Source organism: uncultured Tenacibaculum sp., assembly GCF_947494125.1.
In the GTDB taxonomy this organism is placed as follows: Bacteria; Bacteroidota; Bacteroidia; order Flavobacteriales; family Flavobacteriaceae; genus Polaribacter.
On record NZ_CANLTU010000010.1, the window covers coordinates 58,065 to 73,733 of the forward strand.

Sequence of the window (15,669 nt, forward strand, 5' to 3'; positions counted from 1 at the left end):
AAACTGTATTAATGAAAGTTTGTATCGCCGAAAAGCCGAGTGTAGCTCGTGAAATTGCTAATATATTAGGAGCCAATACTAAACGAGATGGATATTTCGAAGGTAATGGCTATGCTGTTACTTACACTTTTGGGCATTTATGTACACTTTTAGAACCTAAAGACTACAAACCTCATTGGAAAAGCTGGGATTTAAATAATTTACCTATGCTTCCAGAACGTTTTAATACCAAAGTAACTAATGATGGAGGTATTCAAAAACAGTATAATATTGTTAAATCTTTATTTGAACGAGCTGATGTTGTTATTAATTGTGGGGATGCAGGAACAGAAGGAGAATTAATACAACGTTGGGTAATAAACCAAGCAAATTATAAAGGAGAAGTACAACGTTTATGGATTTCTTCCTTAACAGAAGAAGCTATTAGAGAAGGTTTTAATAATTTAAAACCCGCCGAACAATATGATAATTTGTATTATGCTGGTTTTTCACGTGCCATTGGCGATTGGTTATTAGGTTTAAACGCTACTCGATTATATACCGTTAAATTTGGTGGATACAAACAAGTATTATCAGTAGGTAGAGTGCAAACTCCTACCCTAGCCATGTTGGTTAATCGATTTAAAGAAATTCAAAATTTTAAGCCACAACCTTATTGGGAATTACAAACTTTATATCGCGAAACATTATTTAGTTATGAAGAAGGTCGTTTTCTTAAAAAAGAAGAAGGTCAGGTTTTTGCTGATAAAGTAAAAGAAAGCGATTTTGAAATTACTTCAGTAACCAAAAAGAAAGGAAAAGAATACGCTCCGAAGCTATTTGATTTAACAGGCTTACAAGTATATTGTAACAATAAATTTGGATTTTCTGCAGATGAAACATTAAAAATGGTTCAGAAGCTTTATGAAATGAAAGTAGTAACCTATCCTAGGGTTGATACTACATTTTTACCAAATGACATTTATCCGAAAGTACCCGGTATATTAAGTAAACTTACTAATTACAGTGAATTAACTCAACCGTTACTTGGAAAGAAAATAAAAAAATCTAAAAAGGTTTTTGATGATAAAAAAGTAACAGATCACCACGCTATTATTCCTACAGGGATTCAGAATAATTTACAATACAATCAGCAACAAGTATATGATATTATAACACGACGTTTTATAGCTGTTTTTTATCCTGAAAGTGAAATTGCAAATACCGCTGTAATTGGCGAAGTAGATAAAATTTCATTTAAAACAAGTGGAAAAGAAGTTTTATCTAAAGGTTGGCGTATTGTTTTTGAACATGGAAATGCTTCTAAAAAAAACTCAGATTCTGGAGTTTTACCAACCTTTGAAAAAGGAGAGAAAGGGCCGCATGAACCTAGCTTCTTAGAAAAAGAGACCAAACCTCCTCGTAATTATACTGAAGCAAGTTTATTACGTGCTATGGAAACTGCTGGTAAACAAGTTGATGATGATGAAATGCGAGAATTAATGAAAGAGAATGGTATAGGTCGACCATCAACACGTGCAAGTATTATTGAAACTTTGTTTAGAAGAAAATATATTGAACGTCAGAAAAAGTTAGTAGTTCCTACGCAAACGGGAATTGATTTAATTGACTTAATTGACAATGAATTATTGAAATCTGCCGAATTAACAGGTCGTTGGGAGAAACGTTTAAAAGAAATTGAACGAGGAGAATTTAACGCAGGGACTTTTATAAATAACATGAAAAAAATGGTAGATGAATTGGTATATGAAGTTCGTTCTAGCAATAAAACAAAACGTCTTTCTTCAGAAAACGAAATTCCTAAAGTAGCTGTAAAAAAATCTACATCGAAGAAAAAAACTGTTGTTGGTAAAGAATGTCCGAAATGTAAAAACGGACAATTACTAAAAGGTAATACTGCCTATGGATGTTCTGCTTATAAAAGTGGCTGCGACTTTAAACTACCTTTTGAGTTTATGGCTAAAAAAGTATCCGAAAATCAATTAATTAGATTACTAGATAAAGGATGCACTACTAATTTAAAAGGTTTTAAACATGGTGAAAATAAAGTTGAAGGTTTAATTCGTTTTGATGATAATTTTAATCTGAAATTTGAACCTAAAAAAGTAGCTAGTATAACTAAAGTTCCAGAGGTTATTAGTTGCCCAAAATGTAAAAAAGGAACTGTTTTAAAAGGAAAATCTGCTTACGGATGTTCTGAATATAAAAACGGTTGTGACTTTGTTTTTACTTTCGATAACATCAAAAAAATAGCCAACGGACAAACGTTGACTAAAGAATTTGTTCTTGAAATATTAAGTTCTAATAATTAGGTTACACCAACTCCATTATAGCTTGTCCTAACTCCTGCCCTCTTTCTAGTCTCATTTTTTTTCGAATACGGTGACGAGAAGCTTTTACAGATCCCATACTAACATTTCTAATGATCATAATTTCCTTGATACTTAAATTCATTCGCATCAAAGCGCAAATCTCTCTTTCAGACTTAGTTAAATCTGGGTATTGAGTTCTAAGCTTTTCATTAAACTCTTTGTCTAGTTGTTCAATATTATCTCCTATAGAATCAAATTTACTTTCAGTTTGTATTTGTGAGGTCAAATCTACGATTAACGATTGAAAGCCAGAAGCATCTACATCATCTCCATGTTTATTTACCTTCTTTAACTTTGTCAAAAACTCTTGCTTAAACTGCAAACGCATTTTATTATCTGCCACCAATTGTTTTGCTTGATAAGTAGTATGTTTTAATTGCTCATCTAACAGTTCTTTTGCAAACTGTTCCTTTTTAAAACGTTCTCTGTTGAGTCTTCTTCTATTATTCACAATAATCAAAAGTGTAATACCGATTATAGAAATTGATAATAATACAACAATGTAAAGTCTATTTCTTGCTTGCTTTACCTCAGTTATTAATTCCAACGCTTTTTTTTCATTTGCAAATTTCAAACTATCAGCTTGTTTTTCTTTTTGAAATTTATAATTCAACTCTAATTCAGTAATCTTCTTTGCATTTTTAACATTGAAAATAGAATCGTAGTAATATTTATGGGTTTTGTAATAACCAAGGGCATACCTATAATTGCCCATTTTTTCGAAAATATGGCTTCTTAATTGGTATATAAGTGGCAATTTCGAAGTATTTCCATATTTTTTAGCATAGAATAATGTTTCATCAATATAATGTATTGCTTGCTTATGTCTACCTAAATCAGAATGAATCTTAGCAAGATGCATTTGAACATTAATGATAAAGTCGTTGTTTTCTTCTGATTTATACAATGCTAAGTTTTTTTTATATATTTCAATGGCTCTTTCATAATTACCTGTAGTGTAATAGATTGCAGCTATATTTTCATTAGGTCTTGTTTTTCCAAAAGCTCTAGGATAATAATTTCTAGAAAGTTTATAGCAGTACATTGCCGAGTCATTTTGCTTGTTATAATAATAACTAACTCCTAACATGTTATAAGTTCTAGCAAATTGGGCACTATCAATATTTTTCTTTTGTATCTCAAGAGACTTTAGGAAATAGAATTTTGACTTATCATATTCCTTTTGATATCGAAATAACATCCCCATACTATGATAACTTTTGGCTATTTCAATTGAGTCTTTTAACGCTTCTCTAATCTTTAAAGCTTGTAGCCTAAAATTAAGAGAATTTTGATAATTAATTTGTCGGGATTCATATTTACCTAAGGCATCTAATATAGATGCTTTTTGCTTTAAAAAATAGTCATTTGGAATTTCTATATCATTTATAATTCCCAAAGTCTCCATTATTAATTCTCTTCCTTGACCTATATTAGATTTTTCTACCTTTTTTGTAAGCTTAATCAAATAATGAACCTTTACAGAGTCGTTCTGAGCATTTTCAACTTTCCCCTTTAATTCAATAACCAAAGAATCTTGAGGTACTTGTCCAAAAACTGTACCTATAACCGTATAAAAAACAACTAATAAAAATAGCCTCATAAACTGTGGGAGTGTTAAAAAAGTAACACAAATATAACTAGATAAAGATAAACACATTACAATTCCCAAATAAACAAAATTCTCCAAAACCCTTAAAAACAAAGGGGTGAAACTTTTTGTAACCATAAAAAAAGCTTGGTAATAAGAATAGTTTTGTACCATTGTGTCACAAAACAAACTATAAGTTTAATAAAGTCTACCAAACTTCTCTTTTATGAAAAAAACGGCCCTCCCAATACTCACATTGCTATATGCAATAACATGTATCTTTCTTTCAGAAAGTATCCATGCAAACAAACGAACAGATCCTGCAAAAACTTTTGTTGGTCAAATTAAAGTAAAAGGATTTGATCCTATGGGAAGTCCTTTTACCAATGGACAAACCAATGTATCTGAACCAGATGGCACTCTTTTTATGAATACTGCAGCTGGGGAAACAAATCTTTCAACTTTCACAATTGAAAACATCAGCCCAATGGATATTCTCAATATTTCTAGTATTACTATTACTGGGGCTAACGCAAGCGATTTTGAAATTGAAGGAACATCTCCTACAATGGTAGCACCTGGAGCAAGTGAAGAATTAAATATCAAGTTCACCCCCCAAACCGTTGGTACTAAAAATGCTACTGTAACCATTACCAGTGACGATGCCACCAACGGTACTTTTACGTTTGCTATTCAAGGAGCCGCTTACGAACAAGGAAGTGGGTTACACTTTGATGGTGTGAATGATAATATTACATTTAATAGTGGGAATTATAATATAAATGGTGGGAATTTCACTTTAGAATTTTGGATAAAACCTGAAATTTCTGGTACTAATGAACATTTCATTTTTGATAATATGAGTGGGAGTTCTGGGTATAATTTACGAATAGACACTTCTTTACAACTAAATTTTACATTTTTTACTTCAAGTGGTGCTAAAACCTTTATGACTCCTCCTATTGTAAACAATCAATGGCAGCACGTAGCTATTATTTATAATGGAAGTAATTATCAAATTTTTATTGATGGAACTCTTGAAAATACACTTAACATTTCAGAGGCCATTGTTGATAGTAGCAGCAATTTAACTATCGGTAGTGCTATGGGCGGTGTACAATACTATGCAGGAGCAATTGATGATTTTCGTGTATGGGATATGGATTTATCTAGTTGTAGAATTTCCAATCAGTTTAAATGTCAGCTTACGGGAAGTGAAGATAATTTAATTGCGTATTACACTTTTAACAATGGTGAAGTAAATGGAAATAACTTTCCTATGTTTTCAATACTTGACCCAAAACATACCATTAGTTCAGGTATTCCTCCTCAAGGTACTTTGAATAATTTTGGATTAACAGGAACAAGTTCAAATTGGATTGATGCTAGCTCAAATGGGCTTATTGGAACTTGCAGTACCTACACAGAACCAATTATTAAAATTTCTTCAAATAATAAGGATATTAATAACGGAGATACCGATGTAGTCGTAACTAATAATACTTCCTTTGGTAACGTACAATTAGGACAAGCAGAACCTGCAGATTATACAATCAATAATTCAGGAAGTGCAAGTTTGAACATTTCAAATATTACTATTAATGGTTCTACAGATTTCTCTATTATTGAATCGCCTACAACCATAGCCGCAGGAGCGTCAGGAAACTTACGTATCCTTTTTACTCCTTCAGCAAATGCACATAGAACAGCAACTGTTGAAATTTCAAATAATGATTGTGACAATGGAACTTTCACTTTTGCAATCGAAGGAACAGGATATACTCCTGCAACGGGACTTCATTTTGACGGAACGGATGACCATATAAGTATTAGTCATAATAGTTCTTTTAACACCAACACATTCACTGTGGAAGGTTATTTTAAAACATCTTCAACGACAGATAATAACCCAATAATTAGTAAATATGATGCTACCAATGAAAACGGTTTTTCTATTCAATTATCAGATACAGGGAGGTTACGTTTTTACTATAAAAGCTCCAATATAACCACTACCGTAAATTCGAGTATTTCTGGTTTAAATGATGGTAATTGGCATCGCTTTTCTATTGTTTTTGGAGATAATGCTGTTCAGTTTTATGTTGATGGAACTGCAAATTCAAGTAATTCTTATGCTACAACTCCCAATGCACCTACCAATACAGAAAGTACTTTTATTGGATATTCTAGCTATTCTAATCAATACTTTTCAGGTGAATTAGATGAAATTCGTTTTTGGAGTCGTGCATTATGCTCAGATGAACTAAGTGCTCAGGAAACTTGTGAGTTAACAGGAAATGAATCTGGATTAGTTGCTTATTATAATTTGAATGAAGGAAATGTAAATGCTAATAATTCATCTAAATCCACTGCAAATGACGAAACTTCCAATAATTTAGATGGTACGCTAACAAACTTTTCTTTAACAGGTACTAGCTCTAATTGGGTAGATACTACAGCCAATAATATTTCAGGAAATTGTTCAGTGGCTATTCCTGAAATCAATGTACAAGGTAATGGTAATGATATCTTAACTGGAGAAACTACTCCTATTACTGGTGATAATACTGATGCTGATAGTGTTAATGTAGGTAGCTCTAAAGAAATGAGCTTTTTTATTCGTAATTCTGATGGTTCAGCTTCATTAAATGTTAGTGGAATAGTACTTACCGGTGATACTAGTGATTTTTCAATTACTCGAAATCCAAGTAATAATCCAATACCTGCTACGGAATCTGCTTCATTAATTATAACTTTTACTCCTACCTCTGGTGGAATAAAAACGGCTACGGTAGTTATTAGTAGTGATGATTGTGATGAACCTACTTATAGTTTTACTATCCAAGGAACTGGTATTCCTCCGGGAACAGGTTTAGATTTTGATGGTTCTGATGATTTGGTAACTATTTCACACAATACTTCTCAAAACAATCTAAATTTCTCTGTTGATTTTTGGATTAAAACTACAGACGGTCTTGGTGGTGTTATTAATAAATTTACACCAGATGTCAATAACGGATGGAGAGTTAATCTTGATGGAGGAAGAATAGAATTTTACTACTATGCAAGTACTTCAAATTATGTTACTCGTTTATTAAGTCCAGCAACTAAAGTAGATGATGATGAGTGGCATCACGTGGCAATTACCTTAGATTCAGGAAATGCTCGATGTTATATTGATGGTACGCTAGCAAGATCAACAGGTTGGGTTGGAACTCCTACAGTAACATCTACCACGGCAAATATTCAATTAGGATATGCAGCCGCCGATAGTCCAAGTGGAGATGCGGGTGGTTATTTTGATGGTCAATTAGATGAATTACGTATCTGGACAAAAACATTAAGTGCATTTGAAGTTGGTCAATTAAATGGTTGTACAGCAGATATGTCACAAAACAACTTAATAGCTAGTTATAATTTTAATTCGGGGATTTCTGGTGCAGACAATAGCGGATTAACAACTTTAACTGATAGCTCTTCTAACAATTTTAATGGAACTTTAAGCAATTTTGCTTTAACAGGTGTTACTAGTAACTGGATTGATGCTTCCGCTAATAATGTTTCTAATAGTTGCGACTGTATAGTAATAGGAGATGTAACATTAACTACACAAACCGAAGTAGATACTTTTACAGCAACTTTAGGAGATTGCGGAATTATTGAAGGAGATGTAACTATTAACGGTACTATTACTGATTTATCAGGTTTTTCTAAGATTCATACTATTTCTGGTAACCTACATTTAGAAGGAAATATTTCTAATGATTTATCAGGATTTTCAAACTTAACTACTATTGGAGGTAATATGACATTTAAAGACATGTCTAACATCACATCAATAGTAAGTTTTTCAAACATTACAAGTTTGGGGGGAAGTTTTGAGGTTAACAATCTAGACCAACTAACAGATATTTCAATTCTTAATCAACTTACTTCTATTTCAAGTATAGCTATCACAAATAATTCAATATTATCAACGATTGCTTTTGATGAAATACAAACTATAAGTTCAAATTTTTCTATTACATTCAATAGCTCTTTAAGTTCTATTTCAATTCCAAAATTGACCCAAGTAAGTGGAGAATTTAGAATGAATAATAATGGAGGTGGAATGACCAATCTTAATTTAGCTCTTCTAGAAAGTACAGGGAATTTTCTAATTACTGATATGCATAGTTTACAATCTATCACCGCTCCAGAATTACAAACAGTTACAGGTCGTCTAGCCATTGGTAGTTGTAGTGGTTTAACTACATTAAGTATTTCTAAGCTAACAAGTATTAGTAACAATGCTTCTATTGATCATTGTCAACAACTAACTACCATTACAACACCAGCGCTATCAACCATAGACGGTAATTTCAGTTTAGACAACTTAGGAATAACCAATTTAAGTTTCCTTCAAAATCTAACAAGTATTAGCGGTCAACTTTTATTAAGAGATCTTGTTAGTTTAAATAATCTTCAGGGACTTGATGAATTAACTACTTTAGGAAGTTTTAATTTATCTAATTGTGATTTGGTTAGTAGTTTAGAAGGTTTTCCTAAATTAACTATTACATCTATAAATACCTTAAGTATTTCTGAAAATGAATTAATTACAACATTCGATAATTCTTTCTTAGCATCATTAACATCTATTGGTATTTTAGGTATTAGCTTTAATGGAAATCTGGCAGATATAAGCGCTTTACAAAACGTTACGGAATTAACTAGTACAGATTCTACTATTAGAAATAACAATGCTTTACTAACAATTGATTTATTTGGGTTACAAAATGTAACCAATACATTAGTAATCCAGAACCAAGAAAATACTACAAGTTTATGTGGTTTATTCAATTATGTCCATAATGGTAACGGCTCTTCTACCCTATCATTTGTTGGAACCCATCCAACCGCTTGGGATAGCGTGCAAGATATTACTAACAGTTGTGGTACCCCAGTTATTACATTAACAGGAGACAATCCACAAAGTATTGCATTAGGCAGTGGTTATACAGAGTTGGGAGCTAGTGTAAATGACGGCTCTAATGTTACCATAGATGCAAGTGCATTTATTGATGCCATTGGAAGTTATAGTATTACTTATAACGCTACGGGGGTTTCAGGAAACGCAGCAGTTGAAGTTATTAGAACAGTAAATGTAGTACATCCATCACAAGTTACTTGGAATGGAAGTGTAAATACCAGTTGGACAACCAATGGAAATTGGTCTACCAATCTAGAACCACTTACTACTCAAAGTGTAATTGTTCCGAATGTAACCAATACACCAGAAGTAACTAGTGCCATTCAAATAAATGATTTAACCGTTGAATCTCTTTCTTCCTTTGATATCAATGAAAATGCCGATGTAATAGTAGACGGTAACTTGATAAATAATGGAACTTTTACCATGACATCCACAGCATCCAATAGTGCTAGTTTAATAGTCAAAGGAACATCAAATGGACAAGTAACTTATAAACGTGGAGGATTAGTGGCTAACAAATGGAGTATTGTATCTGCACCCGTTTCTGGTCAAAGTATCAAAGATTTCGTAGAGAACTCAACGAATGATATTCGCGTAAACGCAACTGTAACACCTAATAGATATGCTATTGGATACTATGATGATAGCAGAGCCGTTGGAAACAAATGGGTGTACTATACGGTAGATGATTTAGCATCTAATAGTATAACTTTTGAAAAAGGTAAGAGCTATGCTATTTCAAGAGCAACAAACGGCTCGGTTACATTTACTGGAACTATAGAAACTACCAATATTAATACTTCTGTTGTAGCATCGCAGTGGAATGCCATTGGAAATCCTTATACCACTTTCTTACCACTAAACGAAAACTCCGACACCAATTTTATCAACGATAACCTTGCTAGTTTTGATCCAAGCTACGTTGCAGCTTATATTTGGGAAAATACTCAAAATAAATATGTGGCTAAAACTCTGGTAAGTGGCGAGAGTTCATTTGCACCTGGACAAGGATTTTTTGTCAAAGCCAAGAGTGGTGTAAGTACAATGGCCTTCAATCAAGCACAACGAATGTTACAACCCGCTACTGGAGGAACTTTTAACAAAGGCTTCAGTATTCCAATCATTGAATTATCCTTAACCTCAAAAGGAACTCATGTTAATACAAGTATTAGTTATAGAAATAATGCGACAAAAGGATTAGATGTTGGATATGATATAGGAAATTTTGACGCAGCTGAATTAGATATTTATACAAGATTATTAGATGGTTCTTCAGAAAAGAATTTCACCTATCAATCTTTACCTAATGATCTAAAAGAAGCATTTATTATTCCAATTGGAATCAAGGCAAAAGAAGGAGTTTCAGTAACGATCTCTGGAAAAGGAATTTCATTACCAACGGGAATTGAAATCTACTTAGAAGATAGAGAAGTAGGAAAGTTCATCAATTTAAATGAAGAAGTTTATTCATTAACCATGGCAAAAACTACAAATGAAGTTGGAAGGTTTTACTTACATACAAAAGCACAAGTAGAAACTCCAGAAGGAAGTTTAACAAACATTACCCTTTTCAATGTAAATAATCAATTATTCGTAAAAGGAATCGTCGGAAAAACTTTTGAACTAGCCATGTATAACTCTTTAGGTGCTATCGTTTATAAAGATAACTTTGAAGGAACTGGCAACAATAGTATTGATTTACCAATAGTAGCAACAGGAGTTTATATAGTTAGCGTAAAAACAAATATTGGAATCAAGCGTAAAAAAATTATCCTTAAAAAATAAAACAATGAACAACCAAAATATAAATTTAAAAGGAAACAAAATCACCAGAAAAGAAGCTTTAGAAAAGTTGGGTAAATATGGTAAGTATTCAGCTTTAACTGCTTTAGGAACTTATATGATTTTGAATCCGCAGAAAGCGCAAGCACAAAGTCCTCCAACCGATCATCCAGGAGGGAACTTTTAATAAAAAAAACGAGGCTATTCAGCCTCGTTTTTTTTTTGATAATACGCGATTAACTTATCAGGGTTCTTAATTGTATTTTTAATCCATTCAAAATACAAAACTCTTTTTTCTTCATCAGTTAATTGCCAATCAACATTAGTCTTACGTAAGCGTGAAGTTACATCGTTTAAAGTGATTGCAGCTGCTACCGATATGTTTAAACTCTCGGTAAAGCCAACCATTGGTATTTTTAAAAATCCATCAGCCTCTTGTTTAATATAATCAGAAATACCCTCTTTCTCAGCTCCAAATACAAAAGCGGACTTCTTTGTTACATCAAAATCAGATAGCACACAAGAATCAGTATGTGGTGTTGTTCCTATAATTTGATACCCTTTTGCTCGTAAGTCTTCTAAACAAGCTTTTGTATTATCTCCATCTTCCTTAAAACGATTAATATTTAACCATTTCTGACTTCCTTTCGCAACATGTCTAGAAACTTTATTCGTAAATCTATTTTCAATTGCATAAACATCTTGCACACCGAAAATATCACAACTTCTCACCACAGCACTTGCATTATGCGGTTGATATATGTCTTCTAAGACAACAGTAAAATGACGTGTTCTTTTATTCAACACTTTATGAAAAATATTTTTCCTTTTCTCTGTAATATAATCTTCTAAATAAGCTAATAATCCTTCGTCAATCATACAACAAACATACTAAAATTTCATATTTTAGTTTTATGAAAAAACGATTGGTTGTATTAACAGGTGCTGGTATAAGTGCAGAAAGTGGAATTAAAACATTTAGAGATGCAGATGGACTATGGGAAGGACACGATATTTATGAAGTAGCTTCACCTGAGGGTTATAATGCAAATCCAGAATTAGTCCTTGATTTTTACAATCAACGTAGAAAGCAATTATTAAATGTTAGTCCAAACAAAGCGCATTTAAATCTTGTTACATTAGAAGATCATTTTCATGTTGATATTGTTACTCAAAATGTAGATGACCTACATGAACGTGCAGGAAGCTCCAATGTATTACATTTACATGGTGAACTTTTAAAAGCTAGAAGTACTACACATGAACATTTAGTTTATAATTGGAGTTCTGACATTATTTTAGGTAATCTATGCGAACAAAATTCTCAATTACGCCCTCATATAGTTTGGTTTGGAGAAGCCGTTCCAATGTTAGAAAAAGCTATTGAACTAACTTTAAAAGCAGATATTATAATTATTATTGGTACTTCTATGCAAGTATATCCAGCTGCTAGTTTAGTTGATTATGCTCAAGAAAATACTCCTATTTATTTTATTGATCCAAAACCAGCTTTAAACCAAAACTCGCTTAATAACCTAACAGTTATAAAAAACGTTGCTAGTTTAGGTACCGACAAACTTTTAGAATATTTAATTTAAAAATTACTAGTATCTTGTATTCATGAAAAAGAAACTTCTTTTTATTACAGTTATTTTAGTCTTAATCGTTGGATGGATATTATTGAAACAAGATTTTAAAAAGTCACCTCCTACCCTATATTATAATGCCAATATAATTACTGTAAATAACAAACAACCTACAGCAAACGCGATGCTAGTTGTTGATGGAATTGTTCAAGAAATTGGCGATTTAAAAAAACTTCCAAAGTTTAAAAATGAAGGGCTTAAAAAAATAAATTTAAAAGGAGCTACTATAATGCCTGGCTTTATTGATGTTCATACGCATTTTGCTTTGTCAATGTTTTTTGAAAACATGTATGATTTATCTGGTTTTAAACATAAAAGTAATACTGAAGTTTGGAAGTATTTTGAAAATTGCATGAAAAATTCTACCCAAAATGAGTGGTTAGTTTTTAAAGGCTTAGATCCTGTGTTAGTAAGTGACTTAAAAACTCCAACATTAGAATACTTAGATAAAATTAGTCCCAATAATCCTGTCGTTATTTTTAGCCAAAGTTTACATAGTTATTGGGTAAATTCAAAAGCTTTTGAAAGTGTAGGCATTACTAAAAACACTAAAAACCCTTCAAAAAACAGTTTCTACGAAAGAGATTTAGAAGGAAATTTAACAGGTCTTATTACAGAACAAGAAGCTTTTAAACCATTTATAGAAAAGCTCAAAAAAGAAGTACTTACACCTAAAATATTAAGCAATTCTTCTGTAAAAACAATGACCAATTATGCTAAAAATGGGAATACTACTATTGTTTCAACTGGTTTAACAATAAACGACACTAAACCGCTTATATTAATGAAACATTTATCTGATAAAACACCTAATTTGTTAGGTAATTTTTTAGCGTTCATAGGACAGCTTCCAGAAAGAAAACCAACTCCACGTCATTTTATATATGTACGTCATGATATGACACACATTTTACCTGAAACAAAAGGAAAACCTAATGATTTTTACGATATTATTGGGATTAAACATTGGTATGATGGTTCGCCATATACAGGGTCTATGTATATTAATGAACCGTATTTAACTACAGATTTAACGGCTAACAAATTACATATCAAACCAAACTCTAATGGAAAAGCACTTCTTAGTAAAGAAAAATTAAAAGAATTTATAACTAAATATCATAAAAGAGGTTGGCAAATAGCAATACACGCTCAAGGTAATGCTGCAAATATCGAAGTTATCAATGCTTTCGAAGAGCTTAATAGTCAATTAAATTTTAATAAATCTAGACATCGATTAGAGCATTGTTTACTTCTTCCTGAAACTGAATTATTAAAAATAAAAAAGCTGAATTTATTTCCTAGTTTTCATATTAATCACTTACTTTATTATGGAGATGCTTTGAATAATGATATTTTAGGCGAAAAAAGAACTTCTAAAATATTACCCGTAAAATCTGCCTTAAATCAAAAAATAATAAGCACATTACATGCAGATCAACCTATGTTTGAAAGTAAACCTTTTAGATTAATTCAAACTGCTATTGAGAGAAAAACCAAGGAAGGAATTGTTATAGGTAAAAATGAACAATTAAATCTTCTTGAAGCCATCGAGTCTTTAACCATAAATGCTGCTTACCAAATACATAAAGAAAATAAAATTGGTTCTTTAGAAAAAGGAAAGTATGCAGATTTTATTGTTCTTGATAAGAATCCTTATACTGTAAAAACAGAAAATCTACATAAAATTAAATGTATTCAAACATTTATTAATGGTAATAAAACTACTTATTAACTTTGAAAGATTTTAAGTTTTTGAAACTAGTTTATTAAAATACTCAAACAATTCTCCTTTTGAAATAGCACCGCCTTTTTCTATTAAATCAAAAATCTCTACGTTTCTATCTGTTGAATATTCTTTAGCCCCTGTGAAAAACTCAATTTTTTCATCATTAGGATTCTTCATCAACCACTCAAAACCTTCTTGCTCTAATAAATTTATATCTTTATCTATAGTAATAACGATACGGTGTATTTCTTTTTCATCACATTTAAATAAATTAACAACCTTAGGTGAAAAATGTTCTAAATATTGAGTTTTTGTAAGTACATCATCCCAAACTACATCACTAAAAATATTCATTTCATCTTCTGCCACATGTGGCTTTTCTTCTTTTAATTCTTTCCATTCTTTTGCATCTATACTTTGTGACGCTAAAAAACGTGCAAATTCTTCGTGTAATCCTTCAAACTGTTCTTTGGTAAGTTGTCTATATTTCATAAAAAAACCGCCTTTTTATAAGGCGGTTCAAATATCTGAATTTCTAAACAAAATAGAAAATTCATATAGAATTTATATTATCTAGTCACTGTACCAGAAATTTCTTTTCCTGAATACGTATTAGCTACCGTAAATGCTGTAGCTAAAGCTTGACTATTTAACGCTTGTACAAAAGGCTTTAATCCAAAAGGAGCTTGTGCATCATTCGTAGTTGGTTCAATAGAAATAACAACAGTTGCACTTGTTAAATCAATTGGAAAAGTTACATTAGGATACCTTCCATTTGGATCTGCTATATAATCTTCTCCAGGGAAAGGTGGTACTCCATTAGGTCCTTTAAATTCATTATTATTAGCTGCTCCAAAAAAGCTTGTATCTGCCATATTTGGATCTGAAAATCTTCCTGTAGATATTGGTGTTGGATTACCTGAAGTATCATTTACAACAACCCAACCTTCATAAATCCATCCACTACCTAAAGTTGGTAAGTTTGCAAACCCTCCTGTAGTTGGTGGTAATGCATTGATAAACCAAATTCCATTAGCATCTGTTCCTACCATTCCTACAGATGGTGCTTTTAAGAAACCTTGAGCTGTAGCTGTTTCTAAATTACTAGAACCATCAAATAAAGCTCCATCCGTAGATGGCGATGCTGTAGTATTTGTAAAAGCTCCTTTTGAGAAAATCCATCCACTTGGAGATGTTAAATCTGTTCCTGTTTCAGTCGCTGGTTCAATAGTTAACACATATTCTGTAGCTGCACTTACTTTTGTAATATCTATTAAAGAACTAGTATGATTTGCTCCTTCAGTATTAGAGAATCTTCCTGTTGATATTTTTTCTGTTCCTACAATTAACCATCCTTCATACACATAATTAGCGCCTAAATCTGGTAAGTTTTGAAATGATTGACCTACAGTTTTTGTTGTTGCAACATTATCGTTATCATCACTACAAGAGGTAAATACTAAAGAAGTTATTACTAATGCTCCTAAAATTATTTTTTTCATAATTATGTAAATTTTTGATTATTCCTTTATTAAGTCGATCAATAAATTAAAACTTACACACTATTATTTTTT

9 protein-coding genes are annotated in these 15,669 nt (G+C 31.7%); 5 read left to right on the top strand and 4 right to left on the bottom strand.

Translation table 11 applies throughout. The features are described 5' to 3' along the window. The first annotated feature begins 11 nt into the window (after positions 1-11). The gene (locus Q0881_RS14285) at positions 12-2,312 is read left to right on the top strand and encodes a type IA DNA topoisomerase (protein WP_299161624.1); all 2,301 of its coding nucleotides are present in this window, start codon (positions 12-14) and stop codon (positions 2,310-2,312) included. A 1-nt stretch (position 2,313) separates the two neighbouring features. Here the strand turns inward: Q0881_RS14285 and Q0881_RS14290 are convergent, their stop codons facing one another. After that, positions 2,314-3,975: a tetratricopeptide repeat protein gene (locus tag Q0881_RS14290; protein WP_299161627.1), complete on the bottom strand. Its 1,662-nt coding sequence runs from the start codon at positions 3,973-3,975 to the stop codon at positions 2,314-2,316. A 214-nt stretch (positions 3,976-4,189) separates the two neighbouring features. On the opposite strand from Q0881_RS14290, the gene Q0881_RS14295 reads away from it, so the two are divergent. Then, complete coding sequence (locus Q0881_RS14295; protein WP_299161629.1) at positions 4,190-10,723, top strand: LamG-like jellyroll fold domain-containing protein; 6,534 nt, start codon at positions 4,190-4,192, stop codon at positions 10,721-10,723. Between the two features lie 4 nt (positions 10,724-10,727). Continuing rightward, positions 10,728-10,907, top strand: a complete 180-nt coding sequence (locus tag Q0881_RS14300) for a hypothetical protein (RefSeq protein ID WP_299161631.1) — start codon at positions 10,728-10,730, stop codon at positions 10,905-10,907. 14 nt (positions 10,908-10,921) lie between these two features. Here the strand turns inward: Q0881_RS14300 and Q0881_RS14305 are convergent, their stop codons facing one another. Then, a complete protein-coding gene (locus tag Q0881_RS14305; protein WP_299161634.1) occupies positions 10,922-11,599 on the bottom strand; it encodes an RNA methyltransferase in 678 nt (225 codons plus the stop codon). Positions 11,600-11,634: 35 nt separating this feature from the next. Here Q0881_RS14305 and Q0881_RS14310 point away from each other — a divergent pair, with 35 nt between their 5' ends. Beyond that, the gene (locus tag Q0881_RS14310; protein WP_299161636.1) at positions 11,635-12,318 is read left to right on the top strand and encodes an NAD-dependent deacylase; all 684 of its coding nucleotides are present in this window, start codon (positions 11,635-11,637) and stop codon (positions 12,316-12,318) included. A 22-nt stretch (positions 12,319-12,340) separates the two neighbouring features. After that, a complete protein-coding gene (locus Q0881_RS14315) occupies positions 12,341-14,101 on the top strand; it encodes an amidohydrolase (protein WP_299161638.1) in 1,761 nt (586 codons plus the stop codon). Positions 14,102-14,113: 12 nt separating this feature from the next. Here Q0881_RS14315 and Q0881_RS14320 read toward each other — a convergent pair whose 3' ends face one another. Further along, positions 14,114-14,587 (bottom strand): DUF6495 family protein, encoded by a 474-nt coding sequence (locus tag Q0881_RS14320; RefSeq protein WP_299161640.1) that lies wholly within the window; start codon positions 14,585-14,587, stop codon positions 14,114-14,116. A 77-nt stretch (positions 14,588-14,664) separates the two neighbouring features. Then, positions 14,665-15,597 (bottom strand): anti-sigma factor, encoded by a 933-nt coding sequence (locus tag Q0881_RS14325; protein ID WP_299161642.1) that lies wholly within the window; start codon positions 15,595-15,597, stop codon positions 14,665-14,667. Positions 15,598-15,669 lie beyond the last annotated feature (72 nt).

Excerpts from the sequence above, each read along its gene's own strand:
- Q0881_RS14285 (WP_299161624.1), top strand. The coding sequence starts at position 12 with ATGAAAGTTTGTATCGCCGAAAAGCCGAGTGTAGCTCGTGAAATTGCT.
- Q0881_RS14290 (WP_299161627.1), bottom strand. The coding sequence starts at position 3,975 with ATGAGGCTATTTTTATTAGTTGTTTTTTATACGGTTATAGGTACAGTT.
- Q0881_RS14295 (WP_299161629.1), top strand. The coding sequence starts at position 4,190 with ATGAAAAAAACGGCCCTCCCAATACTCACATTGCTATATGCAATAACA.
- Q0881_RS14300 (WP_299161631.1), top strand. The coding sequence starts at position 10,728 with ATGAACAACCAAAATATAAATTTAAAAGGAAACAAAATCACCAGAAAA.
- Q0881_RS14305 (WP_299161634.1), bottom strand. The coding sequence starts at position 11,599 with ATGATTGACGAAGGATTATTAGCTTATTTAGAAGATTATATTACAGAG.
- Q0881_RS14310 (WP_299161636.1), top strand. The coding sequence starts at position 11,635 with ATGAAAAAACGATTGGTTGTATTAACAGGTGCTGGTATAAGTGCAGAA.
- Q0881_RS14315 (WP_299161638.1), top strand. The coding sequence starts at position 12,341 with ATGAAAAAGAAACTTCTTTTTATTACAGTTATTTTAGTCTTAATCGTT.
- Q0881_RS14320 (WP_299161640.1), bottom strand. The coding sequence starts at position 14,587 with ATGAAATATAGACAACTTACCAAAGAACAGTTTGAAGGATTACACGAA.
- Q0881_RS14325 (WP_299161642.1), bottom strand. The coding sequence starts at position 15,597 with ATGAAAAAAATAATTTTAGGAGCATTAGTAATAACTTCTTTAGTATTT.